Annotated in this window: 19 protein-coding genes; 7 read left to right on the top strand and 12 right to left on the bottom strand. The window is 52.5% G+C overall.

Features of this window, described 5'->3' with window-relative positions; translation table 11 throughout:
- Window positions 1–14: 14 nt before the first annotated feature.
- The 8 genes from MHH82_RS02485 to MHH82_RS02450 all read right to left on the bottom strand — a co-directional run bounded on the left by MHH82_RS02485 (window position 15) and on the right by MHH82_RS02450 (window position 11,717).
- Window positions 15–2,087, bottom strand: coding sequence for an amylo-alpha-1,6-glucosidase (locus MHH82_RS02485; protein WP_012818696.1), 2,073 nt, complete (start codon window positions 2,085–2,087; stop codon window positions 15–17).
- Between the two features lie 14 nt (window positions 2,088–2,101).
- Window positions 2,102–4,222 (bottom strand): beta-glucosidase BglX, encoded by a 2,121-nt coding sequence (gene bglX / locus MHH82_RS02480; protein ID WP_340962958.1) that lies wholly within the window; start codon window positions 4,220–4,222, stop codon window positions 2,102–2,104.
- A 26-nt stretch (window positions 4,223–4,248) separates the two neighbouring features.
- Window positions 4,249–5,073, bottom strand: a complete 825-nt coding sequence (locus tag MHH82_RS02475; protein WP_009593690.1) for a carbohydrate ABC transporter permease — start codon at window positions 5,071–5,073, stop codon at window positions 4,249–4,251.
- Between the two features lie 5 nt (window positions 5,074–5,078).
- On the bottom strand, window positions 5,079–6,023 hold the full coding sequence (locus tag MHH82_RS02470) for a carbohydrate ABC transporter permease (RefSeq protein ID WP_009593673.1): 945 nt from the start codon (window positions 6,021–6,023) through the stop codon (window positions 5,079–5,081).
- 121 nt (window positions 6,024–6,144) lie between these two features.
- Window positions 6,145–7,392 carry an ABC transporter substrate-binding protein gene (locus tag MHH82_RS02465; RefSeq protein ID WP_012818694.1) on the bottom strand — a complete coding sequence of 416 codons (1,248 nt, stop codon included), beginning with the start codon at window positions 7,390–7,392 and terminating at the stop codon, window positions 6,145–6,147.
- A gap of 173 nt (window positions 7,393–7,565) precedes the next feature.
- Window positions 7,566–9,122, bottom strand: a complete 1,557-nt coding sequence (locus tag MHH82_RS02460) for a response regulator transcription factor (protein WP_145040101.1) — start codon at window positions 9,120–9,122, stop codon at window positions 7,566–7,568.
- 6 nt (window positions 9,123–9,128) lie between these two features.
- Window positions 9,129–10,931 carry a sensor histidine kinase gene (locus MHH82_RS02455; protein ID WP_251500634.1) on the bottom strand — a complete coding sequence of 601 codons (1,803 nt, stop codon included), beginning with the start codon at window positions 10,929–10,931 and terminating at the stop codon, window positions 9,129–9,131.
- Window positions 10,932–10,973: 42 nt separating this feature from the next.
- Complete coding sequence (locus MHH82_RS02450; RefSeq protein WP_340962949.1) at window positions 10,974–11,717, bottom strand: helix-turn-helix domain-containing protein; 744 nt, start codon at window positions 11,715–11,717, stop codon at window positions 10,974–10,976.
- A gap of 111 nt (window positions 11,718–11,828) precedes the next feature.
- Between MHH82_RS02450 and MHH82_RS02445 the strand changes: the two genes are divergently transcribed.
- From MHH82_RS02445 to MHH82_RS02430, 4 genes are all read left to right on the top strand, one after another.
- Window positions 11,829–14,117 (top strand): glycoside hydrolase family 65 protein, encoded by a 2,289-nt coding sequence (locus tag MHH82_RS02445; protein WP_012818690.1) that lies wholly within the window; start codon window positions 11,829–11,831, stop codon window positions 14,115–14,117.
- Between the two features lie 78 nt (window positions 14,118–14,195).
- On the top strand, window positions 14,196–14,870 hold the full coding sequence (gene pgmB / locus MHH82_RS02440; RefSeq protein ID WP_145040105.1) for a beta-phosphoglucomutase: 675 nt from the start codon (window positions 14,196–14,198) through the stop codon (window positions 14,868–14,870).
- A 166-nt stretch (window positions 14,871–15,036) separates the two neighbouring features.
- Window positions 15,037–15,999 carry a phosphotransferase enzyme family protein gene (locus MHH82_RS02435; RefSeq protein ID WP_145040107.1) on the top strand — a complete coding sequence of 321 codons (963 nt, stop codon included), beginning with the start codon at window positions 15,037–15,039 and terminating at the stop codon, window positions 15,997–15,999.
- Between the two features lie 24 nt (window positions 16,000–16,023).
- Window positions 16,024–16,545, top strand: a complete 522-nt coding sequence (locus MHH82_RS02430; RefSeq protein ID WP_012818687.1) for a hypothetical protein — start codon at window positions 16,024–16,026, stop codon at window positions 16,543–16,545.
- A gap of 56 nt (window positions 16,546–16,601) precedes the next feature.
- Here the strand turns inward: MHH82_RS02430 and MHH82_RS02425 are convergent, their stop codons facing one another.
- The 4 genes from MHH82_RS02425 to MHH82_RS02410 all read right to left on the bottom strand — a co-directional run bounded on the left by MHH82_RS02425 (window position 16,602) and on the right by MHH82_RS02410 (window position 20,669).
- Window positions 16,602–17,708: a GIY-YIG nuclease family protein gene (locus MHH82_RS02425; RefSeq protein ID WP_340962937.1), complete on the bottom strand. Its 1,107-nt coding sequence runs from the start codon at window positions 17,706–17,708 to the stop codon at window positions 16,602–16,604.
- Between the two features lie 361 nt (window positions 17,709–18,069).
- Window positions 18,070–18,492 carry a hypothetical protein gene (locus MHH82_RS02420; protein ID WP_036664739.1) on the bottom strand — a complete coding sequence of 141 codons (423 nt, stop codon included), beginning with the start codon at window positions 18,490–18,492 and terminating at the stop codon, window positions 18,070–18,072.
- Window positions 18,493–18,548: 56 nt separating this feature from the next.
- Window positions 18,549–19,277: a hypothetical protein gene (locus tag MHH82_RS02415; protein WP_012818685.1), complete on the bottom strand. Its 729-nt coding sequence runs from the start codon at window positions 19,275–19,277 to the stop codon at window positions 18,549–18,551.
- Window positions 19,278–19,802: 525 nt separating this feature from the next.
- Complete coding sequence (locus MHH82_RS02410) at window positions 19,803–20,669, bottom strand: AraC family transcriptional regulator (protein WP_009595482.1); 867 nt, start codon at window positions 20,667–20,669, stop codon at window positions 19,803–19,805.
- Between the two features lie 126 nt (window positions 20,670–20,795).
- On the opposite strand from MHH82_RS02410, the gene MHH82_RS02405 reads away from it, so the two are divergent.
- The 3 genes from MHH82_RS02405 (at window position 20,796) to MHH82_RS02395 (ending at window position 25,589) form a co-directional block, all read left to right on the top strand.
- Window positions 20,796–22,085: a Gfo/Idh/MocA family oxidoreductase gene (locus tag MHH82_RS02405; RefSeq protein ID WP_251500627.1), complete on the top strand. Its 1,290-nt coding sequence runs from the start codon at window positions 20,796–20,798 to the stop codon at window positions 22,083–22,085.
- A 113-nt stretch (window positions 22,086–22,198) separates the two neighbouring features.
- Window positions 22,199–24,016: a cache domain-containing sensor histidine kinase gene (locus MHH82_RS02400; RefSeq protein WP_251500624.1), complete on the top strand. Its 1,818-nt coding sequence runs from the start codon at window positions 22,199–22,201 to the stop codon at window positions 24,014–24,016.
- Window positions 23,991–25,589, top strand: a complete 1,599-nt coding sequence (locus tag MHH82_RS02395) for a response regulator (RefSeq protein ID WP_340962929.1) — start codon at window positions 23,991–23,993, stop codon at window positions 25,587–25,589. Before MHH82_RS02400 ends, MHH82_RS02395 begins: the two co-directional genes overlap by 26 nt.
- Window positions 25,590–25,687 lie beyond the last annotated feature (98 nt).

The following is a 25,687-nucleotide window of genomic DNA, read 5'->3' as shown; positions in this document are numbered from 1 at the left end:
AATCTTGTATAAGATCAGCTAACCAGGTCAAATCCGGTTGTATTCTCAAGCACTTCCACATGAAACGCGCTGCCGTCAGCCTTTCGCACAACGCTAACCGACAGGTGCCCGCTTCCGATCGCAATCCGTTCGGCCTTCAGTTCGTTCATCCCCTCCGGAAGGAACGGGGACAACGCGATTTCCTTCTTCGCCGCGTTCGGATACAATCCGAGCATCGCCTGCAGGAAGACGATCGAGGTTCCCGCCGCCCAAGCCTGCGGCGAACAGGTCGTCGGGTACGGAACGGGATGGCCCAGCTTCGCATCATGACCGCAGAACAGCTCCGGCAAACGCTGGTATTCAAAATGCGCGGATGCCTGGAGCAGGCCGGAAATCACCTTGCCTGCCTCAGCTTTGAATCCTTGCTTGCCGAGACCCAGCAGGATCATGGCATTGTCATGCGGCCATACGCTCCCATTGTGATAGCTCACCGGATAGTAGCCGGTGGAGCCAGTACTCATCGTGCGGATGCCGTATCCGTTGAACATGTCGCTTCTAAGCATCCGCTCGGCTTGCGCCTTCGAGCGGCTCTCTTCCGGCAATCCGCTCATGAGCAGATGCCCGGGATTCGAGGTTACGCTTTGTACCTGGCGTTGATCCTTATCCAGCGCAATGGCGTAACACTGCTCATCCTCCATCCAGAAGGCCGCTTCAAAACGGACGCGAAGCTCCTCGGCTTCCGTTTCCAGCTTGCGGGCCAGTTCCGGCTCGCCCAGCTCCGCGAAGACGGGTACCAGCGATTGCTTCGCTTGATACACGTAACCCTGAACCTCCGACAGCGCGATCGGCGATTCCGCATACTCGCCGTTCTCATGGATGATCGAGTTGGCGGAATCCTTCCAGCCCTGGTTCGGGAAGCCTTTCTCGGCTTCCTGCTTGTAGGCCATGAAGCCGGAGCCCGCTTCGAGGGCGGCATCGATATAATCCAAAGCCCGCAGCACGTTCGGCTTGAGCTCCTCCGCTAAGGAGAGATCGCCCGTCCAGCGGTAATACTCGCCGATCAACGCCAGGAACAGCGGCGTGGAATCGATGGTGCCGTAGTACGGCGAGAACGGGGACTGATTCGTCGTGACCAGCTCTCCATAGCGGATCTCATGCATGATTTTGCCCGGCTGCTCATCCCGCCAAGGGTCCGTCTTCTCGCCTTGATAAGCCGCCAGCGTTCTCAAGGTTCCTTTGGCAAGCTGCGGGTTCGCCGGAAGCATGAACAGCGCCGTGATCAAGCTGTCTCTGCCGAACGGAACCGCGAACCATGGCAATCCGGCTACCGTTGTATCGCCGAAACCTACATCCGTCGTCAGCATGCGCAGATCCTGCAATCCTCTCTGGTACAAGCCGCTGAACAGCGCGGAATCCGACTGGAGCTGCGAGCTGTTCCCGTACCAAGCTTCGTACGAGGCTTCGAGTTTCTTCAGCCCCTCTTCATAAGTCAGCGTCTCTGCTGCGGTTTGACGCTCCGTCATCGGCGTGACAAAGAACGTAATCACCTTCTGCTCTTTGGCTTTCAGGGACAAGGAGAACGAAACCGTGCCGGTATCATCCGCATTGCCGCCGTCCGCATCCCAGGCAATGCGCGTCTGCCTTCTCAACTTGTCGGCGCCGACGTAGGCCAGCGTCAACTCTTGATCGCCTGTCCGAATCCCTTCCATTTTGCCGACTTCGCCCGTACGGTATTTACGGACCAGGAACATATCCTGAAAATCCGCATCGAAGGAAACCCCGAACTCGATATTCGAATCGGTCACAAAGTAATTGGTCAGCGTACAGCGCTCATACAGGACGCCATCATAGATGAAGCGTTCCCGAAGCACTTCGATCGCCCCTTCATCCTTGGCGTCCTTCATCAGGCGGAAGGAGGCCACATAGCTTTTATCCCCCGTGGAGGACAGAAGCGAAGGCTTCTCGCCATCGATGAACAGCTCCATGCGGCTCAGAAAACGCGTATCCTTCGTATACAAACCATGGCCCTGATCGTCCCCCTGGACGATATCTCCGTTAAGCCCGGTCAGAAAAAACACGTCTCCTTCTTTAATTACGCGGTAGTCCATGCATAAATCCCCCTTTATTCAACAACCTCAAGCTCTGCCTGCAGTCCTTCCTCCGAATGCGGTCCGACCCAGACATGGAACTTTCCGGGCTCTACCGTAAATTCAAGCCTTTCATCCAGCAGCCCCAATTCTTCACGTCCCAGCGTAAAATGCACCTCACGGCTTTCACCAGGCTGAAGCTGCACCTTGGAAAATCCCTTAAGCTCTTTGACCGGCCGGGTCGAGCTTGCCACCAAGTCGCGGATGTAGAGCTGCGCGGTTTCCTCGCCGGCTCTGGATCCCGTATTCGTGATGCTCACGGATACATGCACGGATTCCTCCCGGCCGATCTGATGCCGATCCAGCTGCAAATCCGTATAGTCGAACGTTGTATAACTGAGGCCGTACCCGAACGGATACAGCGGAGAATCGTCGCAATCGATATAATCTTCGTACAGATGGGGCCGCCCGGTATTCTTCCGGTTGTAATACATCGGAATTTGGCCCGTCGCGCGCGGAACGGTAACCGGCAGGCGACCGCTCGGATTGTACGCGCCCGTCAGCACGTCCACAAGCGCAAGGCCTGTGGCGGTTCCCAAATGCCAAGCTTCCACCACGGCATCGGCGTGCTCATGCAGCCATGGAGTCGCAAGCGGACGGCCGTTCATCAGCACGGCGACGATCGGCGTGTCAGTCTGACGCTTCAGCTCCCGTATCAGGCGTTCCTGGCAGGGTGGAAGCGTAATGGACGTCACATTGTAGTGTTCGCCGGTCATCGCTTCGGATTCGCCGACAACGACCACGGCGACATCACACTGCTTGGCAAGCTGAACGGCACGCTCGACTCCGCCGTCCAGCTCCTCCAGTATGCCGCTGCCCTGCTCGTAGAACACCTCGGCCTTCGGTGCGATTTCCGATTGAAAAGCATCCCGCACCGTGACAACGTCCTCATCCCGGCCTTTCCAAGCCCAGCAGCCCATGGAATTATGGCGATCATCGGCCAGCGGCCCGATCAAAGCCAGCTTCTTGTGCTTGCCGGTATACAGCGGTAAAATTCCGCTACGATTCTGCAGGAGCACGATCGATTTCCGGGCGCTGTCCCTGGCCTGGGCCAGATGCGCCGCTGGAATGGCCCGCCCTTTCAGCAGATCTCCGGCTTCTTCGCTTACATACGGGTTCTCGAACAATCCGAGGCGGATTTTCACCCTCAAAATGCGAAGCACCGCATCATCCAACAGCTGAATCAGCTCGGGGTTATCCTGGACCAGCGCCTCCAGATGATCGAGATAGACGCCGGAATGCATGTCCATGTCGACGCCGGCGTTCAGCCCCTTCCGCGCGGAATCCTTCCGGTCCTCCGCATAGCCATGGTAGATCAGCTCTTCGATCGACTCCCAGTCGCTGACCACCATGCCGTCAAAGCCCCACTCCTGCTTCAATATATCCCGCAGCAGATAGAGGCTTCCGGAAGCGGGAACCCCATTGAGTTCGCTGAAAGCACTCATCACCGACAGAGCGCCTGCTCGAATCCCGTGCTCGAACGGCGGCAGCACGGTTTCCCGCAGCGTCCGCTCCGACATGTCCGTCGTATCATAATCCCGGCCGCCTTCAATCCAGCCATAACCGGCAAAATGCTTCACGCATGCCGCTACGACCGGGTTGCCGTCCCCGTTCGGACTTTGAAATCCTCTTACCTTCGCGGCAGCGGCCAGGGAGGACAGATAGGCATCCTCCCCCGTGCTCTCCGCGATGCGGCCCCACCGGGGGTCGCGCGTCACGTCCACCATCGGGGCAAAAGTCCAGCGGATGCCTTCCGCTGCCGCCTCTTCTGCCGCAATGCGGGCGTTCTTCTCCATCCCTTCGAGATCCCAGCTGGCGGCTTCGCCGAGCGGAATCGGAAAGATGGTGCGAAAACCGTGAATGACGTCATCCCCGATGAGAAGAGGAATCCCCAGCCGCGTTTCCTCCACGGCCAGCCGCTGGAGCTCGTTGATTTTTTTCGGACCATGCACATTCAGCAGCGACCCGATCTTGCCTTCGGCAACCAGCTTCAGCTCCCGCTCCTCGCACCGGCCGTACTGCACCGTTTGACCGATCTTCTCGTCCAAGGTCATCTGCGCGAGAAGGTCCTTTGCACGCTGTTCCACGTTATCCATGTCTAATCCCTCCCGATGCTTCGATATCAGCCTTTGACGCCGGCGTTCGAAATCCCCTCGATATATTGGCGCTGGAACAGGAAGAAGAACAGGATGATCGGCAGCGTGGACAGCACGACTCCTGCCATGATCATCGGCGTATTCTCGAAGAACATATCCTTCACGCTGTTCAGGCCGACCACCAGCACATACATTTCCGGCGTATTCGCCAGCGTGCTCGGAACGAGGTAACTGTTCCAGGTTCCGGCAAATGCAAGGATCGACATCGTAATCAGCGATGAGCGGGCCAGGGGATACACGATCCGCCAGAAAGCGCCCATCTTCGTCAAGCCATCCATCCGCGCAGCCTCCAGGAACTCGTTCGGAACCGAGATGAAGAACTGGCGGAGCATGAAGATGTACAAGCCTTGATAGAGGAAGGGCACCGTCAATCCCCAGAACGTGTTCAGCCATCCGAGCTGCGCCACGTTCACGTATACCGGGATCAAGATCATATGGTACGGCACCATCATGGTGGCCACGACGATCCAGTATATCAGTCCTTTTCCCTTGAAATTCAGCTTGGCCAGCGCAAAGCCGGCCATCGGGTTAATGATCAGGTTCCCGATGACAACGACGCCGGTCATGATCACGGTGTTCATGAACCATCTCGGCACGTTGTACGCATCGTTCGTGAAGAAGATTTTGAAGTTCTCGAACGTCCAGTTGGCCGGCGACGTCAGGGTATTGACATGGCGCATCGGGATGACGGACGTATAGATGGTATAGAGAAAAGGAAGGGCGAATAAGAGCCCCAGGATAATCGTGCCGATGTACAGAAACGGCCGACCTTTATTCGTTCGGGTCAACATTACTCTCACTCCTTCTCATCCAGGAATTTTTTTTGCAGGTACGTAATCAGCATGATGATCATGAAGAATAGCACCACCGCCGCGCTTCCGTATCCAATGTTCATGTAACGGATCCCGTGCTGGTAGAAATACGTTACCACCGTGCTGGTAGCGCCGGCCGGCGAGCCGAGCGCGCCATAACGGGAAATCGCGGCAATTTGGTCGTAGATCTGGAAACCGGCGATCGTCGACACCGACACGATGAAGAACGTGATCGGCTTCAGGAACGGCACCGTAATGTAGCGGAATTTATTCCACTTGGACGCCCCGTCGATCTCGCCCGCTTCATACAGATCCTTCGGAATTTCCTGCAGGCCCGACAAGTACACAATCATGGTGAAGCCGGCTTGCTGGAAGATAAACAGAATACATACGAATAAGAGCGCATAGCTGGTGTCCGCAAACCAAGTCACGTTCCCGAAGCCCAAAGCTCCGAAAAACTTCGTCAGGAAGGTGCCCTGCTTGAAAAGCATCATGAACACGGTCGTGATCGCGATCTGCGAGGTAATATACGGAATGAAGAACACGGTCCGGAATATCCCCTTGCCCTTCAGCTTCTGGTTCACCAGGATCGCCAAGAGCAGACCGAGCAGGGTCTGAATCGGAATCGAGATGACGACGATTTCCAGGGAGTGAAGCAGCGCCCGGAAGAATTCTTTATCTTGCAGAATGGTGACATAGTTTTCGAGGCCGATGAATTTGGCTTGGTCCAGGGCAGCAAAGTTCGCATCCTGAAAACTTCTTACGAAAGACTGGATGAATGGATACAGAAACCACCATGCCCACAAAATCAAAAAGGGCAGCGTAAACAACCAGCCCAGCGTCTTATCGGAGTCTGCCAACGAACGGAACCAGGATGGCCTGATCTTGTTCCCTTTCATATCAGCGTGCTTGCTGCTGTAATCGGACATAAGTTATCCCCCGCTTCCAAACTTAAATTGATTGGATCATGAAAATACCCCCACAAAGTGGTGTGAACAAAGGCTCCCGCTCCCCTGATAACAAGGAGCGGGAGCGGGTGTTGCCTCTTTCTTATTTGAACTGGCTTTGAATGTCGTCGAGAATTTGCTGAGCCGTTTTACCGGAGCCGCCCAGAATCAGGCCTTCCAATTCTTTCACGAGCTCATCCGTAAAGCGCTTGGTATCCGTTGGATACCCATAGTCCGTGCTGTACTCCAGCGCAGGCTGCAGCGCCTTGAATTCAGGGTTCTTCTCGAAATACTGCTCGGACAGCGAGGATACGGCCGGATTGAAGCCGAGCTCCATGAATGCGGTTTGCGTATCGTCATTGGTCATGTAATAAGCAGCCTTCAGCGCAGCTTCTTTGTTCTTCGCGTCTTTCAATACCATGTAAGCGTCAGAGCTCATGGTGCTTCCGTTCGTTGTTCCTTTCGGAACCGGAATGGCAACCATTTTCAAGTCCGGATTCGCATCCTTCAGGTACCCTTTGTACCAGTAACCGCCTGTACTCATAGCGCCCTGCTCATTGCTGAATACTTCGCCGTCCCAGCCGAAGCCGAGCGATTTTGGCGTGACCGCGAGTCCTTGGTCATACATGTCGATGATCATTTCCAGCGCTTTGACGTTCTCTGGGGAGTTGATGGTCGCACCATTGCCCCAGCCGCCGCCGAAGCTCTTCACGTAGTTCGTGATATGGAAGGCATCCAGGTTCACGATAATGCCCTTCACATCGCCTTTGTTCAGCACTTTGGCCGCTTCGATCACTTCATCCCATGTGGTTGGGTACTCGCCGAGACCGGCATCCTTCCACATTTGCTCATTGATGAAGAACATTGCCGGCATATCGCTGTTCGGCACGCCGTACTGCTTGCCGTCCACGTTCCAAATCTTCTTCGATGTATCCGGGAAACGGCTCATGTCCACGCCCGTGGTTTGAACCAGATCGTCGATCGGCGAGAACAGCCCTTTATTGATGTACTCGTAAGCACCTTCGTTGGACATCTTGATGAAGTCAGGCGCTACGCCCGCAGCAATTTCACCCGGAAGCGTGTTCCAGAACTGCTCGCTGCTCGGATATTGCTTGATTTTCAGTTCGATCTCCGGATACTGCTCGGAGATGGTGTCAGCCGCTTTCTGATAAATCTCCAGATCCTGTGCCGTACCCCAGAATCCGAAATTCACCGTTACTTTTTCAGCAGCGTCTCCGGCTCCATTATCTGTATTGTCAGCGCTTTTACTGCCGCCGCAAGCGGTTAAACCCACAACAAGAGCCAGGCACAAAACCAGCATGGCCGAAAACTTCTTGTTCCATTTACCCATGATGCTACCCCCCACGTTTCTTTTCGTTTTACCTTACATCTTCATGATAAAGAGCCGGGACAACAAAAAAAATTAATCAAATGATGATTAATTTTTTAAAATTGACTATTTTTTTATAAATAGATTGCACTGCACGAGCGTTTTTATGAAAAATCACACTTTCTTCTCTAATATCACACTTCATCTTTCCTATATTGTTTAGGAGAAAAGCCCGTGTATTTCTGGAATACAATGGCAAAATGGGCCTGATTATTGAATCCCACCATCTCGGCAACGTCATAAATTTTGTAGCGATAGTCCTTGAGGAGCACCTTCGCCTTCTCGATCCGAAGCTCGTTAATATAATCGAAGAGGCCCTGACCGACCTCTTGCTTAAACAATCGGCTGACATAATTCGGACTGACGTGGAACAAATCCCCGAACAATTTCAAGGAAAGGCTCTCCGGGTAGTGCTCCTCCGTATATTCCATAATATTGCGCGTGAGCTGGCTGTAACCTCTCAGCTCCAGATGGCTGCGATTCTTGAGCCGCTCCTCGAACAAGACACGGTATGCGGCCGACAGCTGCCCGAACTCATGGATCTCTTCAAAGGCCGATGTTTCTTCTTGAACGTCTCCCCCGCCCGGTACGCCCGTGCCCTCTCCGATCATAAACAGCAGACCTTCGTATACCTTGCGGACATCCTTCTCTTCCATGCATTCTTCTTGCGCCAGAAACTTCTCCCACTGGGACAGCAGCTCCAGGAAGCGCTCGTTCGCCTCCTCCCTGAGGGCAGACTTCATCTGGCTTAAATAGGCATCGGCCTGTCTATAGACCTGCTCACCCTTCTGTTTCAGATGCTGATAATAAAAGATCGACGTATCCGGGTGGTAAAATTGATGGGACAGCGCTTTGCCCGCCTGCTCGTAGCCCGTCCGAATGCCGTCGAAATCGGCAAACCAGTCGCTAATGCCCAGCACGATGTCGATATTGACAAACCGCTTGAGCGCCGAACTGATCATTTGCACCATTTTATTGACGCGCGTCAACGAGGCCAGCAGGCTTTTCAGCTCGCTGTTGCTGATGAATACGGCACTGCACTGTTCATCCAGCTGAAGATATTCGACTTCCTTCTCTGTGGACAGAATCTCGCTGACGACGTTCTGCACCGTATTCGGCAGGATCGACTCGGTTTCCTTGGCGTACCTTTTGATAACCGTGTGATAATCTTTGATTCTGAAAAGGACGACGTACATATTGCCCTCTTTGAGCTCCGTTTCATGCAGATCATGAACATGGCCTCGGAGAGCGTCAAATAATATCTGTTCCTTCCGGTTGCCCGCCGTAGCCGGCCCGACTTGAGCCGGAATCCCCCGGCTCCCAAACTGCTCCCGGACGCTCTTCAGCATCGCAGTCAGCTCGCGTTCATTCATGTCGGGTTTGTGGAAATAATCAAAAGCCCCCAGCTTCAACGCTTCTTTCACGTAGGCAATATCATCGAAGCTGCTCAACACGACCGTTTGAACCGGGATCTGCCGGTCCTTAATCGTCCGGAGCACCTCGAGCCCGTCCATCTTCGGCATTTTGATATCCAGCAGGACCACGTCCGGCACAGTTTCCGTTATCAGACGCAGCGCTTCTTCGCCGTCCCCCGCTTCACCGACAATGTCCACGCCCTGAGCTTCCCAGTCAATCGCCGATTTGATCCCGATCCGAACGAGCGGCTCGTCATCTACTATAAGTATTCGCACTTTCTATCACCCTGCTTCTTCTGTGATAATCGGAACCCGAAGCCATGCGACCGTTCCGCCCTGTTCTCCCCTTTGGATACACAGGCCGTACTCGGGCCCGAAATGAAGGGATATCCGGTTCCGTATATTGTTCAGTCCGATCGAGTTGAAGGTATCCTGCGGACCGTCCTGCTCCACCTTCGCCTGTCCGCCCTCCGGAAAACCGCGCCCGTTATCGCATACCTTCATGATCAGCGCATCCGATTCCTCATAAATCGATATGACAAGGCTGCCCTTGTAATCGATGCCTTCAAAGCCATGGAAAACCGCGTTCTCCACAAGGGGCTGAAGCAGAAACTTCAAGGTCCTATGATTCATTACGGCCGGATCCACCTCGTACGTGACATCAAATTTATTAAAATAGCGGAAATCGAGAATTTTCGTATAGTTCTCCATGAATTCGACTTCCTCGGCAATGGTCACGTAATCGCCTTCCTTCTTCACCGTAAACTTGATAACCGAAGAGAAAGCCTGCAGCGCTTCTTCAATGCCCGTTGCCCCCTGAATCTTGGCCATCCACTTGATCACGTTCAGCGTGTTGTAGATAAAATGCGGACGAATCTGCGATTGCAGCGCATTCATCTCCAGGTTCCGCTTCTCCTCTTCCTCCACGTAAATCCGCTCGATTAAATCGCGAATTTCGTGCAGCATCTGGTCCACGGTATGACTAATCACGCCGATTTCGCCGTGCTGCTTCGTATCAAAGCTTACGTCAAGCTGACCTTGGGAGACAAGCTTCATTTTGCTGTTCAGCACCGCCAGCGGCTTCATGATCGTGGTGGCGATCCGGGCCGAGATCAGGATGGACAGCACCAGCAGCAGGATCAACGCACCGATCAGTATAGCCACCATCAGGTATACGATCGAGAACAGATCCTTCTTCGGGATGACCGTGACCGCCTTCCAATTCGCCATGGAAGAGGAAGAAGAAATCATGTAGGTATCCCGGTTGATCTGCGTGTTGACCTGGCCGTCCGCGTTATATTGAAAGTCGCTTCCCAATACCTCGGACGCCGCCAGTCCGATTTCCTCGGGGTGAACGCTGTGCACGATATGATCGGTTTCGTCGATCAAGTAAAAATTCGTATTCTCGGAAAATGCCGACTCGCTCCACAGCGTCTTGAGTTTATCCACCGAAATATTAAAAAGGATAAACCCGAGATCCTCCTTCGTGTACGGATCCAAGATGGCCCTGCCCACTGACACGACCGGAATTCCCTTCGTTGACAGCAGCCGCTCCTGATGAATCCCTACCGGGACAAAGCCGCCATACGCTTCCCTGATCTTCCGGACAAAAGGCTCGCGGGTAAACTGCTCCTTGAAATAACCGAAGTTCATATATTCCCGGTTGCTTCGGCCGATGATGGACTGGCTGTTCTCGTGGTAGATAACCACGGAGTCAATCAAATCCGAATACAGCATGATCCCGCTCTGGATCAAGCCGTTCACTTTATCGAAATCCTGCCCCCGCTCCAGCAATGGATACGTCACCTTGCCGTAATCCTTCCGCATAATGGGATACACCGTGGAGTCCTGGATCGGGAACATGGACAGCCGGAGCAGCGGCTGCAGGGAGGTATCGATATTTTTAATGATTTGTTTGTTGTTTTCCACGGCGGCATCAATCATCGTGCTCCGATTATTCTCCACGTAGACCCAGGATACGATCCCGCCGATCAGAAGAAGGGGAACGATGATGAAGGCGGAGAACGCCGCAATCAGTTTCTTCTCCAGGCTTAAGTGAAGCATTTTCTGCTTTAGTTTCTTCATGGGCCGCGTCTCTCTTTTCTCGTTGTTCGATAGGATCGTCCTTTACCGCGCCGTGCCGCTTATCCGGAATTTTCTCGGCGTCATTCCCGTAAAATTCTTGAATAATTGCGTATAATAACTCTGGCTGCAGAACTTGAACGTAAACGCGATTTCGGATATCGACTGGTTCGTATTGGCCAGCAAATGCTTGGATTCCTCAATCTTCCGCCGATTAATAAAGGTGGTTATGGCTTCGCCCGTCTCCCGCTTGAAACGATCGGACAGATAGCTCGGGTGGACCTTCAAATATTCCGCGACCCTCTGCAGGGTCAGCTCCTCGAAAATATGCTCACGGATGTAAAAGATCGCCAGGTTCACAATGTGAGAGAACGACACGACTTCCTTCTCGGAGCGGATCATCGACACAAACTGCACCAGCATCTCATATTCAAAATGAACCAGCCGCTCCACATCGCTCATTCGCTCGATCTCCAGGATCAGCGTGTCGCTTAAATGAAAGGCGATCTCGGGATCCACGCCGCCTTTGATGATGGCCCGGGTAAATAAGGTGCAGGAGGCAATCAAGGCATTCTTCTTCGATCGAAGCGGATACGTCGCCAGCACGGCCGCTTCCAGCTCGTTAATTTTGCGCAGCATGTCCATGGCTCTATTCTCATCGCCGAAGCGGATCGCTTCCAGCAGCTCGTGTTCATAGTCGAACGGGGGATGGATAAAATTCTCGCGCAAATAAAACATGCGGGAAGAAAGGTAAAAGGGTTGGTTTCCAGAACGTGAAGGCTCTTTCATTATTTCCCCACCACCTAAAAATATTGATAAAAACCTTGATATTTTAGTATAACATAACTCCGATTGGCTCTAAAATTCAAGCATAACCATGCTAGGAAGGAAGTGTAGACCATGACCTGGAATATATCAAATCCTGATTTGTCGCAGCAAGCCCTGCTGAATATGGAAAGTATTTTTGCACTCGGAAACGGTTACCTGGGTGTGCGCGGCAACTTCGAAGAAGGCTACGGCGAGCGCCTGTCCACCATTCGAGGCACCTACCTGAACGCTTTCCACGACGTGATTGAAATCCCTTACGGCGAGAAGCTCTTCGCCTTTCCCGATACACAGCAAAAGCTCGTTAACAATATTGATGCCCAAACGGTCCTGATCTATTTAGGCGACGAGAAAGAACCCTTCCGCCTGGATCACGGAACGATCACTGCCCATGAACGCCGCTTGCATATGGACAAGGGGTACTCCGAACGAATCGTGCAGTGGAAATCGCCCGAGGGCAAAGAGATCAAGCTGACCTTCCGCCGTCTGGTGTCCTTTGCGCACCGGGAGCTGTTCGCCATCGACGTTCGGATGGAGCCGGTCAATTTCAACGGCCAGATTCGCATCGTTTCCACCGTGAACGGCAAAGTGAAGAACTACACCAATGCCAACGATCCCCGGGTAGGCGCAGGGCATGCGGAACGGATGACCGTCATCGATGCCGGCGTCAAGGGCAGCGATGCCTATGTCGTAGACGAGACGATGGCGTCCAAGCTGCGTGCCGCTTGCGTGACCCGTCACCGCTTGAATGCCGATGCGGACATTCAGCTCGAAGCCGGAACTGGAGAGGTTACCTTCACGGCTGTCCTTCCATTGACCGGACCGATCCACTTTACGAAATACAATCTGTATACCGACAGTCTTCGTCACGGGCAAGACATGCTCGAGCGCGGCATTCAGCTGCAGGAGGAGTTGAAGGATACTTCCTTCGAGGACTTGCTTGCCGAGCAGGGCGAGTATCTGAACGACTACTGGAAATCGGCCGACGTCGTGATTCAGAACGATGACCAGCTCCAGGAAGGCATCCGCTTCAATCTATTCCAGCTGCTGCAATCCGCCGGACGGGACAAGCACAGCAACATTTCCGCCAAAGGACTGAGCGGCGAAGGTTATGAAGGCCATTATTTCTGGGACACGGAGATTTACATGTTCCCGGTATTTCTGATGACGCAGCCGGACATTGCGCGCCAGCTGCTGCTGTATCGTTATTCCACGCTGGAGCAGGCGAGAGACAGAGCGCGGGAAATGGGACACCGACAAGGGGCGTTGTTCCCGTGGCGCACGATCTCCGGAACGGAATGCTCCTCCTTCTTTCCTTCGGGAACGGCGCAATACCATATCAGCGCAGATATCGCCTACAGCTATATTCAGTATTATCTCGCCGAGCAGGACCGGGATTTCCTCTTGTCCTACGGGGCCGAGGTGCTGATCGAAACCGCCCGCCTGTGGGCCGACATCGGCCACTATTATAACGGCGCTTTCCATATCGATGAGGTGACGGGGCCGGATGAGTACACCTGCTGCGTGAACAACAACTATTACACAAACGTCATGGCAAAGCATAACCTGAAATGGGCCGCCAAGAGCTGCGCCATTCTGGAATCCTACGATGCGCAAGGCTTCAAATCCCTATGTGATCGGCTTGGCGTAACCGCGGATGAAATTTCCGCTTGGGCGAAAGCGGCGGACGCCATGCTGCTCCCGTATGATGAAGCGCTCGGCATTAACCCGCAGGACGATACGTTCCTCCGCAAAGCGGTATGGGATTTCGAGAACACGCCGGAGGACAAATATCCGCTGCTGCTGAACTATCACCCGCTCACCATTTACCGTTATCAGGTATGCAAACAAGCGGATACGGTGCTCGCCCACTTCCTGCTGGAAGACGAGCAAAGCTTGGAAACGATCCAGCGTTCGTATGATTACTACGAAGGCATCACGACGCATGATTCGTCGCTGTCTTCCTGCATCTTCAGCATCATGGCCTCAAAGATCGGCAATATGGACAAAGCGTATGAGTACTTCATCGAGACGGCACGCCTCGATCTGGACAATACGCACGGCAACACGAAGGACGGCCTGCACATGGCCAACATGGGCGGTACCTGGATGTCGATCGTCTACGGCTTTGCCGGCATGCGCCTGAAGGAAAGCGGACTTTCCCTCTCCCCGGCCATTCCGAAGGACTGGGAGAAGTATGCGTTCCGCTTGAACTTCCGCGGCCGTCTCATCGGCGTCTCCATCGAGAAGGACGGCGTGACCTTGGAGATCGTCGAAGGCGAATCCATCGAGATCAAGCTGTACGACGAGGCCGTAACGCTTGAAGCCGGGAAACCTGTGAAACATGCGCTGCAGAGCAAATAACGCATTTTTCTTGCGATATCCGGAAGGTCCCTGTTTCGGTTTTATACTTTCCGTTTTCTCACAAAGGAGCTATAAGATATGAAAGAAACACGCAAGCTGAAGGCTGTCATCTTTGACTTGGACGGCGTCATTACCGATACCGCGGAGTATCATTATCAGGCATGGAAAGCCACGGCAACCGAGCTGGGCATTCCCTTCACGAGAGAGTTCAACGAGAATCTTAAAGGGGTATCCCGCATGGATTCCCTGAAGCTGCTGCTCGGCCAAGCGGAGACGCCTGTGAACTATTCCGATGAAGAGCTGGTACAGCTGGCTGACCGCAAAAACAAGCTGTACGTCGAGCTGATCGAAACGATCACGCCAGCCGACCTGCTGCCGGGAATTACGGAGTTTGTGGCAGACATCCGATCTAGCGGCCTGAAGACCGGCATCGCGTCAGCCAGCAAAAACGCCATCGCCGTGCTTACACGGCTTGAGGTCATGGACCAGTTCGACGTGATTGTCGACGTAACCAAGCTGAAGAACAACAAGCCGGACCCGGAGATCTTCCTCACCGCTGCCGCAGAGCTTGGCGTAGAGCCTGCCGACTGCATCGGCGTGGAGGATGCCGCCTCCGGCGTCGACGCCATCAAGGGCGCCGGCATGTTCGCCGTCGCGATCGGCAACGCCGCGCATTTCCCGCATGCGGATGTCGTGCTGTCCAGCACGGCGGAGCTGAATTTCCGTGAGCTGGCGCGGAAATTCGAAGGCTGACAGAAAAATGCAAGGGTGCTCCTAAGGGAGCGCCCTTTTTCGTATGCCCTCCCATTTTTTGCAACCACCCGCCATCTTCGTTAGACTGTAGTTGGTAGTGAGTACAGTAACCTTCCGGTATGTAAGCATAAGCATCATATCGAGAATACGATAAAGGGGACTTTCCATGGAACAGGCTGTCTTGGATCAAGGGGCCGAACGATTCGGCCGAGGTTCTTATTCGCTGAAGTTACTTGGGGGATTCGATCAGAATGTATTTGAATACAACGGTGAAGACGGACGCAGCTTCATTATGAAATTCTTGGACGCGTCCAAATACCGCAAAGCCTCGATCATTCGCGAGCTGACGTGGATGGCCTATCTCGCCGAGCAGGGTCTGAACATGGCGGTGTCCATTCGATCCGCACAGGATCTTCTTATTGAAGAGGTAACCCACGATTCCAAGCGATACCATGTCATTGCCTTTACGAAGGCTCCCGGCAGCCCGTTAACGGATGTAACATCGGATTTTGCGATAATCAAGCAGTGGGGACGCGGGATGGGCCGTATGCATAAGCTCGGCAAAAAGGACGCCACCGCTTCGTCACTCGTGCACCGAATGGCGTTTCCCCAATGGAATGATCATGTGATTTTTACCGATGCGTTCCCGGAGGCTGCAGGTGAAAGACTCCATACGCAGTGGCAGCAGTATCTAAAGGAATTGGAGTCCCTCCCGCAAGATCAGGAAGGCTACGGCATCGTCCACAATGACCTCCACCATCACAACTTTCACGTACATAACGGGGAGATTATCTTTTTCGATTTCGGGGATGTCTCGTACCATTGGTTCGCCTACGATATCGCCATCGCCATCTATCATGCGGTTCAGACGGTTCCGGAAAACAGGAAAGCCGAGTTTGTGGCCCGGTTCTTCGACTCGTTCTTATCCGGCTATCTTCAAGAGAATACGCTGAGCGAGGAATGGATCCAGCGGATCCCGTTGTTCATCGACTTTCGTAATATCTACTCCTATGTCTACTTCGCCAAATTCGTAAATTGGAATGAGATGGATGAACGCACCCGGAAATATCTGTTAGCGATGAAAGCGGATATTGAGGCAGGCAAATCCGTTGTAAAGCTGTCTATTTAATAAGAGAAGGAAGATTGCTCTGCCATGAAACCTAAATCCAAACATCTCCGCCGGCTCGGGTATTTGGGCCTGGGGCTGCTCCTCTCGGCCATCCTTCTATACCTGCTGTTCCTTCGCCCCACGCCCATCAAGGTGGGTGGATTTACGTCCTCCGCGGATGAAAATACCATGATCTTCGAAGTGATAAATAAGGGATTCGCCGATGTGAAGCTGCTGGACGTGCGGGTGAACGATGGCATGAAGCCCGCCAAGGCCGAGTTGGGCGTCAGTTATTCCCTTCATCTGGTCGGAGGCGAAGGCCTTGATGAAGATCCCGATATCGAATTCGTCGATATTCGGGAGGTGCCGCTAAAGCCCGAGCTCATGCCGGACGAGAAGAGAGCCGCCCTTGATCAAGGTTCGCGGATTCCGCTTAATTACGGCATCCGTCTTTATAACAATCAGCCCATCACGCAGATTGAAGTGAAATATAAGTATGGGGGCATCACTTTTACGAGAGAGATGCCGATGGGGCGATTTTTCCGGGATAACGTCTCCACAAAATAAGATTGGAAATATAGGCGATAAAAAACCGGGCTGCTGCAGCCCGGCTCATGCTCAAATTAAAATGACACAACTTGATGATTCAAAAAATCCCGCAGCGCAGCCTCCATATCAGGCTCCCCCCCGTCTTCGAGCCATGAATCCTGAAGAACAAGATAGCGGCAGGCGCTGCTCTGCAAATAGCTGTAGATGATTTGTGCAGCATCGATGTCTTGCCGGGTAACCTCGGCAGCATCGCTTTCCGGATCCCTCGTGAAATAGCTGAGAATCAAGGCTTTGACCCTCTGCCTCAACGATTCAATGTCCGCCGTGGTAGCCACAGAGCATCGCTCGCTGTGCAGCACAACGTTCCCCTTAATCAGAAATAACTTGATCGTATCTTCGTTTAAATACTCGTAGACAACGATGCTGTGATTCTCTTCGGCAAACTCGATCACATCCCGTTTACTTAAGAGCAAGTTCACCGCCTCCATGCCGTCCCTGTATTTTGCAGCCTGCTCAAAATCGAAACGCTCTGCGGCGCCCAGCATGGTTCGCTCCATTTCATCATATAAACGTCGGTCGTCCCCTTGAAGCAGAGCAATGAATCGATCCATGACTTCATCAAATTGCCGCGCGCTTTCGCCGCCAAGACACTTGCCAAGACAGAGGCCAATCGAATAATTCAAGCAGGGAGTATTTGCCGAAGAAGCAGCAGGTGCATGATTGCAGGCGATTTTACAGCATTCCTTAACCTTCTGAACTGCATGTTCAAGACTATGTCTGCTGGCTGTATAGGGACCGAAAAAACGAGACGGTTCGTGTGTGCCTTCATCCAGTGTATCTGTAATTTCCAGCCATCGCCAATCTCGCTTTTGCCGCAATACGATATAACTATAACCTAGCGGATTTTTCATCTTGCGGTTATACATCGGCTTTATGTCCTGAATAAGCCTGCATTCCAGCATGAACGCCTCAAACTCCGTGTCGGTGACGATATGCTCGAGGTCTTTGACATGCTGAACCAGCCTCTTCACTTTTGGGGAGTGCGATTTATTGTTGTAAAAATACGATTGTACTCTCTTCTTGAGACTTTTGGATTTGCCAACGTAAATGACCGTTCCACGCGAATCTCTCATGAGATATACGCCCGGCGACAGCGGCAGCTCTTGTATTTTTGTTTTCATTATGACTGTCGATCCTCTCAACGAATCTATCAAACATGGCGTTTTCGTTCACTTCCAAGATACCATATGCACACCAAAAAGCACCACATTCACGGGCTGATTCAACTCGATGGACGTGGTGATTTTATTAGCGACTAGGGCTACGGCCTCTATTACCCCCGTCTCACATAGGGTGGATTGATTGTCGTGCTCCCGCATGCGACCGAAGGCCCCATAATAACTGATTCTCGAATATAATTGTTGGAACAGGATCAGGCAAGTAGAAAGTTGAAGGCAGGTTATTCAAGGTGTCTCAAGGTAGTACAAAAAAACAATAAGACGAACTCTGATAAGAAGCAGTCCGTCTTATTGTTAATCAGAATCAATTTAATTTATTGAAGTGTTCTTCACTTATTAGATCGAATAACTGTGGGGCATTGAAGGTAGCTTCATCAAATAGAACATCACTTCCAGAATCGCCACAATATAATTGTACATTCTTTTGTTCATCTAGAAATTCAAGATGGAAGAACGGTAGGATATAGCTTTCAGTTTCACTCATCTCATAATGATTGAAGAAATCCACAACTTCCTTATCAATAGGTACACGTAATTCAAGTAGGCCGTCATCACCAAAAGTCCTTTGAACCGTTTGTTTTTTCAGAAAGGGGGCGTCAGCATCATCTTGTGCCCAACATCTTATCTTAAGATACTTACATTCTTTGCAAAAAAACAAAATAATTTTTTTTACCAGATCTTTTCTTTGTTCTGTTTCAAGTTTGCTACTCAGTATATGTGTGTACAATTCTTTGAACTCACCTCATTTCTGACAACTAACATTCTATTTATCATTATATACTGTCATTCATTTTCAGGAATATCTTCGTTTGGTGGTATCCCTGGAACCGTTTCAGATTCAACCGGAACTCCTGGAGCTTTTTTAGATTCGTCTGGTTCTTGTGCCTTCTCATTAGGAGGAGCAGAAAGTTCATCTGATCCAGTATCGATAGGTGGTTGCTCACTATTTCCTTCCGGTTGATCTCCCGCTGATCTAGCAGCAGCAACCAAAGCTATAGCACTTGCAGGCCATGTAGCCCAAGCGATTACAACTATTGCTACAACTACACCAACAGTTACAGCAACTTCCCAATTTGTTGCTTTATTCAGTTGCGCCTTAACTTCTTCCTGCATAGCTTCTTTGGCTTCAGTTATGGCAAGTAGGGGGTGGCAGTTCGTCTTAGAGGTATTATTTACAGTGTCATGAACATACCAACAAATGCTTCCAGCTAGATTAGTTCTCGCTGAGATATGAAGATTGGCTTTATGTATTGAGTAGTTTCCACGAGAATCTTTTTCCCATACGTGAATGTTTGTATGAAGTATGTTCTGTGTTTCATTCCATGGACCTGCCCATCCATTGTGTAGTTGAATAACATCAATTTTATAATTACCTGGGTAAAATTGGGCGAATAACCCGGCAGATCCACTAGCTCCTACTTTAAGGGGAGCGGATACCAATAAAACTAGTGCTAAGATTGTTGCTAAGACAGCACTTCCCCTCTTAATGAAAAACTTTTTCACCAAAGACATTTGATCACTCCTTATTTTTATTGGATGGTAACAATAACTCATAAAATATGATATATTTTTTTCTATAAAAGGGTAATAGTTCCATATAATAAATATAATGCATATTTTTTGTGAAAGTATTGAATAAAAAGACGAAAAAAATGGCGGATACTGTAGAAAGTAATGAGGAACTGACTCGAAGGTTTACATTAATCTTACGACTTTGGAAAAGTGATCGTCTCTATACGTGAATTGCAATATGAGCGAATTGAATTAACAGAGTATATAAAACATTATCTTGATATTCTATTAGATTATTTATTACAAGAAGACCATCTAAACTCTCGATCAAGACGAACCTAAGCAGCAATCTCTTTTTCGTCTTTCCGAGTAAGCTTAATCCGTCATTAGTTATGTTAAGTCGATCCATTTTCTCTTCAAGTTCAATTACAAATCCCCTCACATCCTCGCTGAAATAAAATAGAGACTATCTATTTTATTTCAGCTTTTTCTAGTGAACCAGAAAGAAGACACAGCCATATTCCTCTAGCTTCGCATTCGATACTGCTGCCGGTATGCCCTCGGAGACAGCTGAACCGTCCGCTTGAACATCTTCCCGAAATGGGAGAAGTTGCTGAAGCCCGATCGCCAGGCGATATCCGTGATGGAATCATCGCTCTCCCGCAGGAGACGCTGCGCTTCCTTGACCCGAAGCAGGTTGAGATAATCGCTGAAGGTAAATCCCGTCGTCTGCTTGAACAGCCGGCTGAGATAGTGCGGGCTGATCCGGAACGCCTCCGCTACCTCGGGCAGCGTTAAGGCCTGCCGGTAGTTGTCGTTAAGATACCGGACGACCGCCTGGGTCTTCGGATGAAGGACCGGCTCCGTATCGGCGGAACGAACCATGCCCAAATGCCGGCTGCGGTAGGCGAAGAGCAGCAATTCGACCGTTCGGTGCCGAAGCAGCCAGCTGCTTCCCGCTTGAGGATGGATCATCTCATTCACCATGTCGCCGACCATTCGCTCCACCGCTTCACTCGCTGGCGAAGGAAGCCTTAGAATGGGAACATCCCAACCGAACGGCTCCTTCAACCCTTCGGCCAGCTCAGGCGGTACGGCCAAATCCGCAAACAATTCCGGGTTTATATAGAGGACAAGGCGATCATGGTCGGGCCGGCCGCTGTCCAGCGTCTTATGAACGGCATTCCGGTCCACGAAGACAAGATCACCGGCCCGAACCCTGTAGGAGCGATCCTTGATGAAGTAGATCCGCTCGCCCGATAACAGGTAATACAGCTCATAATGATCGTGGAGATGGTCGGCCGACATCGAGAAATAGCCAATGCGGCGGTCATACTCCATGCTCAAATATCCGGTGGGATCATGATAATCTGCTCGAAAAGGCTTGGTCATGCGGGCTGCCCCCTTTTCTTGGATTATAGCAAAATATGCGGTATTTGAAAGCGATTACGCATGAAATGCGGCGAAAGCAATGCTCCCTTGTTATAGGCTAGAGCTATATTCAAGGAGGCGATAGAGATGAGTGACAAGAAACGTTATGTATTGGTCGGTACCGGCGGCCGCGCCGAATTTTTTTATGGCGCCCTGGCCCAAAACTTCCGCGACAAATCCGAGCTTGCTGCCTTTTGCGATATCAATCAAACCCGCATGAATTACGCGAATCAGCTGCTGCGGGAAAAATATAAATACGCCGAGGTGCCTACCTACCCGGCGGACCAATTCGACCGGATGATCGAGAACGAGAAGCCCGACTACGTGATCGTGACCAGCATCGACCGGACCCATCACAAGTATATTATCCGCGCGATGGAGCTTGGATGCGATGTCGTGACCGAGAAGCCGATGACGATCGACGAGGAAAAATGCCAGGCCATCCTGGATGCCGCCAAGCGGACCGGACAGAACATCAGGGTCACCTTCAACTACCGTTACGCCCCCCACCATACCAAGGTACGGGAATTGATCATGAATGATACCATCGGCCAGGTGACCTCGGTGCATTTCGAATGGCTGCTGAATACCCGCCACGGCGCGGATTACTTCCGGCGCTGGCATCGGGACAAGCGGAACAGCGGCGGGTTGCTCGTTCATAAGTCCACCCATCACTTCGACCTGGTCAACTTCTGGATCGGTTCCCATCCTGAAACCGTTTTCGCATTCGGCGATCTCATGTATTATGGTAGAGAGAATGCCGAAGCACGGGGCGTTACGCAGTTTTACAATCGCGCCACCGGCAACCCAGTTGCCAAGGAGGACCCTTTCGCGCTCCATCTGGATTCCGATGCGCATCTCAAAGCCATGTACCTGGATGCCGAGCCGGAGGACGGCTACCAGCGGGATCAAAGCGTATTCGGGGACGGCATCAACATTGAGGATACGATGGGCGTCCTCGTGCGATATCAGAATAAGGCCATATTAACGTATTCGCTGGTCGCTTATCAGCCGTGGGAAGGCTATCGCATCGCCATCAACGGCACCAAAGGCCGGATCGAGATGAACATCGTCGAACAATCCTACGTCAATTCACTGGGCGACAAGAGCCTGGAAGGCGCGTTAATCGGGAAAACGCTGCGGGTGCTTCCGATGTTCGATGCCCCGTACGAGGTTCACGTCGAGGAGCAGCAGGGCGGACATGGCGGAGGCGACCCGGTGCTGCTGAATGATCTGTTCGGGGAACCGGTGGAAGATCCTTATGCCCGCGCGGCCAACCATATCGATGGGGCGAGATCCATACTGACAGGAATTGCAGCCAACCGCGCCATCGCCACCGGCATGCCTGTACGAATCGGTAATTTGGTTCGTTTCTAAGCCGTACACGGCTGCTCCAAGCATTTTTCCTTCAAAGGCTGCGTATTTTGCGCAGCCTTTTTTCACATGTCGCAGACCGCCTAGAAATCCGCTTTTCGCAAAGGAGGAAATGGATGTTCTTCTCATTAAAAAGCCGTTTGATCGCCTTTATCGTCGCACTCTTCGTCCTCTCTTTCGGCACGCTCTCCTTCCTGCTGTTTACGGAATCGCGCACCGTGATCCGCTCCTACATCGAATCCTCGGCCCTTGAAAAGATGGAGGAATACGGTTCCTACGTGGATATGGTCCAGATGCAGATTTATGACGTCGCTTCCCTGGTCTTTAACAGTGACACGGCCAAGAACTGGGATAACGCCATCGGCGATCCGCTGCTGCCCGAAGGGGAGAAAATGCTGGCCAATCTTGCGATGAGCCGATTTCTGACCCAAGCGACCAACAGCTACACCAGTATCTCCGACGTATCCATCTACCGGCGCAGCGGGCTTCGAATCGGCGGCGAGAACCAAGTCGAAACCGACCCTGCCTTTTTGCGGGAATCATGGTACACGAACTTCTTCGCGTCCGGAGACCGCTGGCTGCCAGCGCATACGGACCAGCATGAACGCGTCCGGGATCACGGCAATCCCGTCGTCAGCCTGCTGATGCCCATCGGGACCTTCCATCATGCCACGGCGCAAAACGTGATGAAGGTTAACGTCAGCGAGTCTTATTTTCTGGAGCCGCTCAGCCGGATCCATTTGGCCAAGAACAGCACGATTTTTCTGCTGAATGAGCAAGGAAGCCCGATTCTATCTCAGCAGGCGCATGAACTCGGTGCCGGAGCTCTATCGGAGATCGATCGCATTCGAAACGGCCCGCTGAAATCGGGCGTCGTCTATCTGACCAACGATGAGGGGCAGCGGGACATTCTGGTTTACAAGAAACTGGGGCGCACCGGCTGGATGCTGGCCGGCCTGGCGCCGGAGAAGGAGCTGTACTCCTCTCTTCACAAGCTTCAGAGTACCATTCTGTTGGTTACCGTCGTTCTGATCCTGGTCTCCCTGTTTGCCGCCGCATGGCTCTCCTATGGCGTCACCAAGCCTTTAACTCGTCTGGTGCTGGCGATGAGGCAGGTGCAGCGCGGAGCCTTCGACCAGGCCGAGTCCGTTCTGCCTCCTGACAAAAACGTTAAGAGCGAGGTCAGTTACGTCATCTCCACCTTCCGCTATATGATCAGCCGCCTGCGGCAGCATATCCAGAACGAATTCGAGCTGAAGCTGCTCCGCCAGCAGGCGGAATATAAAGCGCTGCTCATGCAGATCAATCCCCACTTCATGTTTAACACCCTGGAGCTGGTGAGCAGTCTTGCCATGCAGCGCCGGACGGACGATACCGTGCAGGTGATCGAGGACCTGGGCAAAATGATGCGCTTCTCCATGAATACCAGCGACGACCGGGTCCCCTTAACCGAAGAACTGGCTTATGTCCGCCACTATATCTCCATTCTGCAAACCCGCTTCGGGCATAAACTCGACATCTCCATCCACGAGGAAGGCCGGCTGGATTCGCTGGTGATGATCAAGTTCATTCTGCAGCCGCTGATCGAGAATGCGGTCAAATACAGCTTTCAGCATCAAACCACGGCACAGGTCGACATCCAAATCAGCAGGCAGGACAACCGCCTGTTTCTCCGCGTCGCGGATAACGGTCCCGGCATGCCCTCCGAGATCATCCGCAAGCTCCAGGATCCCGCGGCGGCCTCCCAATTGGAGCCGATCCTCCGAAGCGAGAGCTGGCACATTGGACTCGGCAACGTGATTGCTCGCTGCCGCTTGCATTACGGCGACTTATTTGCCGTTCATATTCGGAACGGGAGCGAAGCCGGCACATGCATCGAACTGATTCTACCGGTACAGGAGGAATATCATGTACAACGTATTGATCGCAGATGACGAGATCGAGGTTCGCGAAGGGCTGAAGTTGAAAGTCGACTGGGAAAGCATGGGCTTTGCCATTTCGGGGGAGGCCGGGAACGGCCTGGAAGCTGAAGAGCTCTTGAAATCCCATTCGTATGACCTGCTCATTACCGACATGAACATGCCTGTCATGGACGGCGTCCAGCTGCTGGACGTTTGCCGGAGCCACAATCCGACCATCCAGATCATCATTATTACAGGATACGAGGATTTTCAATACGCCAGAGCGGGCGTCCGCAGCCAGGCCATGGACTACTTGCTGAAGCCCGTTGCCCGGGACGACCTGAAATCCGCCTTAAGCAAAATCAAACACGAATTGGATAAGAACCGCAAGGTACGGGACGATTCGGAAATGATGCAGTGGCGGCTATCCCAATATTACAAAGAAATGAAGGAACGCTTCCTGCTGGATCTCGTGCGCGGCGACCGCCTGCCCCCCGCCTCCATGACGGAACGGATTCGACTGTTTCACCTGGAGGATTGGCAGGATGGCCGCGTATGCTTCATCACCGCGGGCATGAGGGAATCCGGCATGCAGAAAGCACCCGAAGGCCGAGCGCCCGAGCAGCTCCGCCTTCCGTTTGAAATGGTCTGCCATGAAATCGCCGAATCTTATCCGGGCGGCGTTCAAGTGTTTCATGACGCAGCTCATCCCGGTATCATGCATTTCATTGCGCTTGACGGCATTCAACATGCATTCGCGGATAAACTCGTCGCGCAGGCATCCTCGTATTTAACCGTGGAGGTGCAGGTAGGATTAGGGCTGCCCGTGTCGGGGCTTGAGCGCTGGAAAGAGGGTTATATCCACTCCCTCCTGGCCTGGAATCTGGCAGGACGCCAGAACGGACCGGATCAGGCACCCGTAACCGACCAAAGTCCGTTGCTGCCGGACGAAACAAGCCGCGCGCTTCATCGCTGCCTGATCCGGGGCGAATTGGAATCCTTCCGCAGCATCATCCGGAGGGAGCTGGGCGAGTCATTCCGGCTATCGCCTGCCCGCTTGGTACGGAGCCTTTTTCAAATCACGCTGATTATGGAATCCGCCGCTTTCGACAACATACGGCATTCACGGGGAGCGGGGCCTCTATGGATTTCACCCGAATGGGTGTTATGGCTGGAGACCCCGGAGCAGGCGGAACGCCTGCTGATGCAGTGGGCACAGGATTTTGTTGACAACCTCACAGAATCCGGAGACGGAGACGCTACCCTGATTGAATCCGCCAAGCGGTATATCGAGGAAAATTATATGCAGGAATTATCGCTGACCTCGCTGGCCGAGCAGTATAACTACCACCCTACCTACTTCTCGGAAATGTTCAAGGAAGGGGCTGGGGTCTCGTTCATCCAGTACGTTACGGAGGTTCGGATGAAACACGCCGTACGCCTGCTGCAGGAGACCCGATTGACGGTATGGGACATAGCCGAGCTGACGGGTTTCTCTTCACCCGGCTATTTCAGCTCCAAATTCAAAAAAATGTTCAATCAAAGCCCTTCCGAGTTCCGACTGTCTCAATCCGAAAAAATCGAACACGATGATCCGAAGAAATGAGATTCCGCCCTCTCTCCTCCCCCGGTATGATGTGTTTACCGGGCGCACCGACATACCGATTGTAAGCGCTTCAGGCCATCAGGTAACCGCCCATGCTC

Source organism: Bacillus sp. FSL K6-6540, from assembly GCF_038007545.1.
The sequence above is the reverse complement of the archived record's forward strand: the minus strand, read 5'-3'. Positions and strand labels throughout refer to the sequence as shown.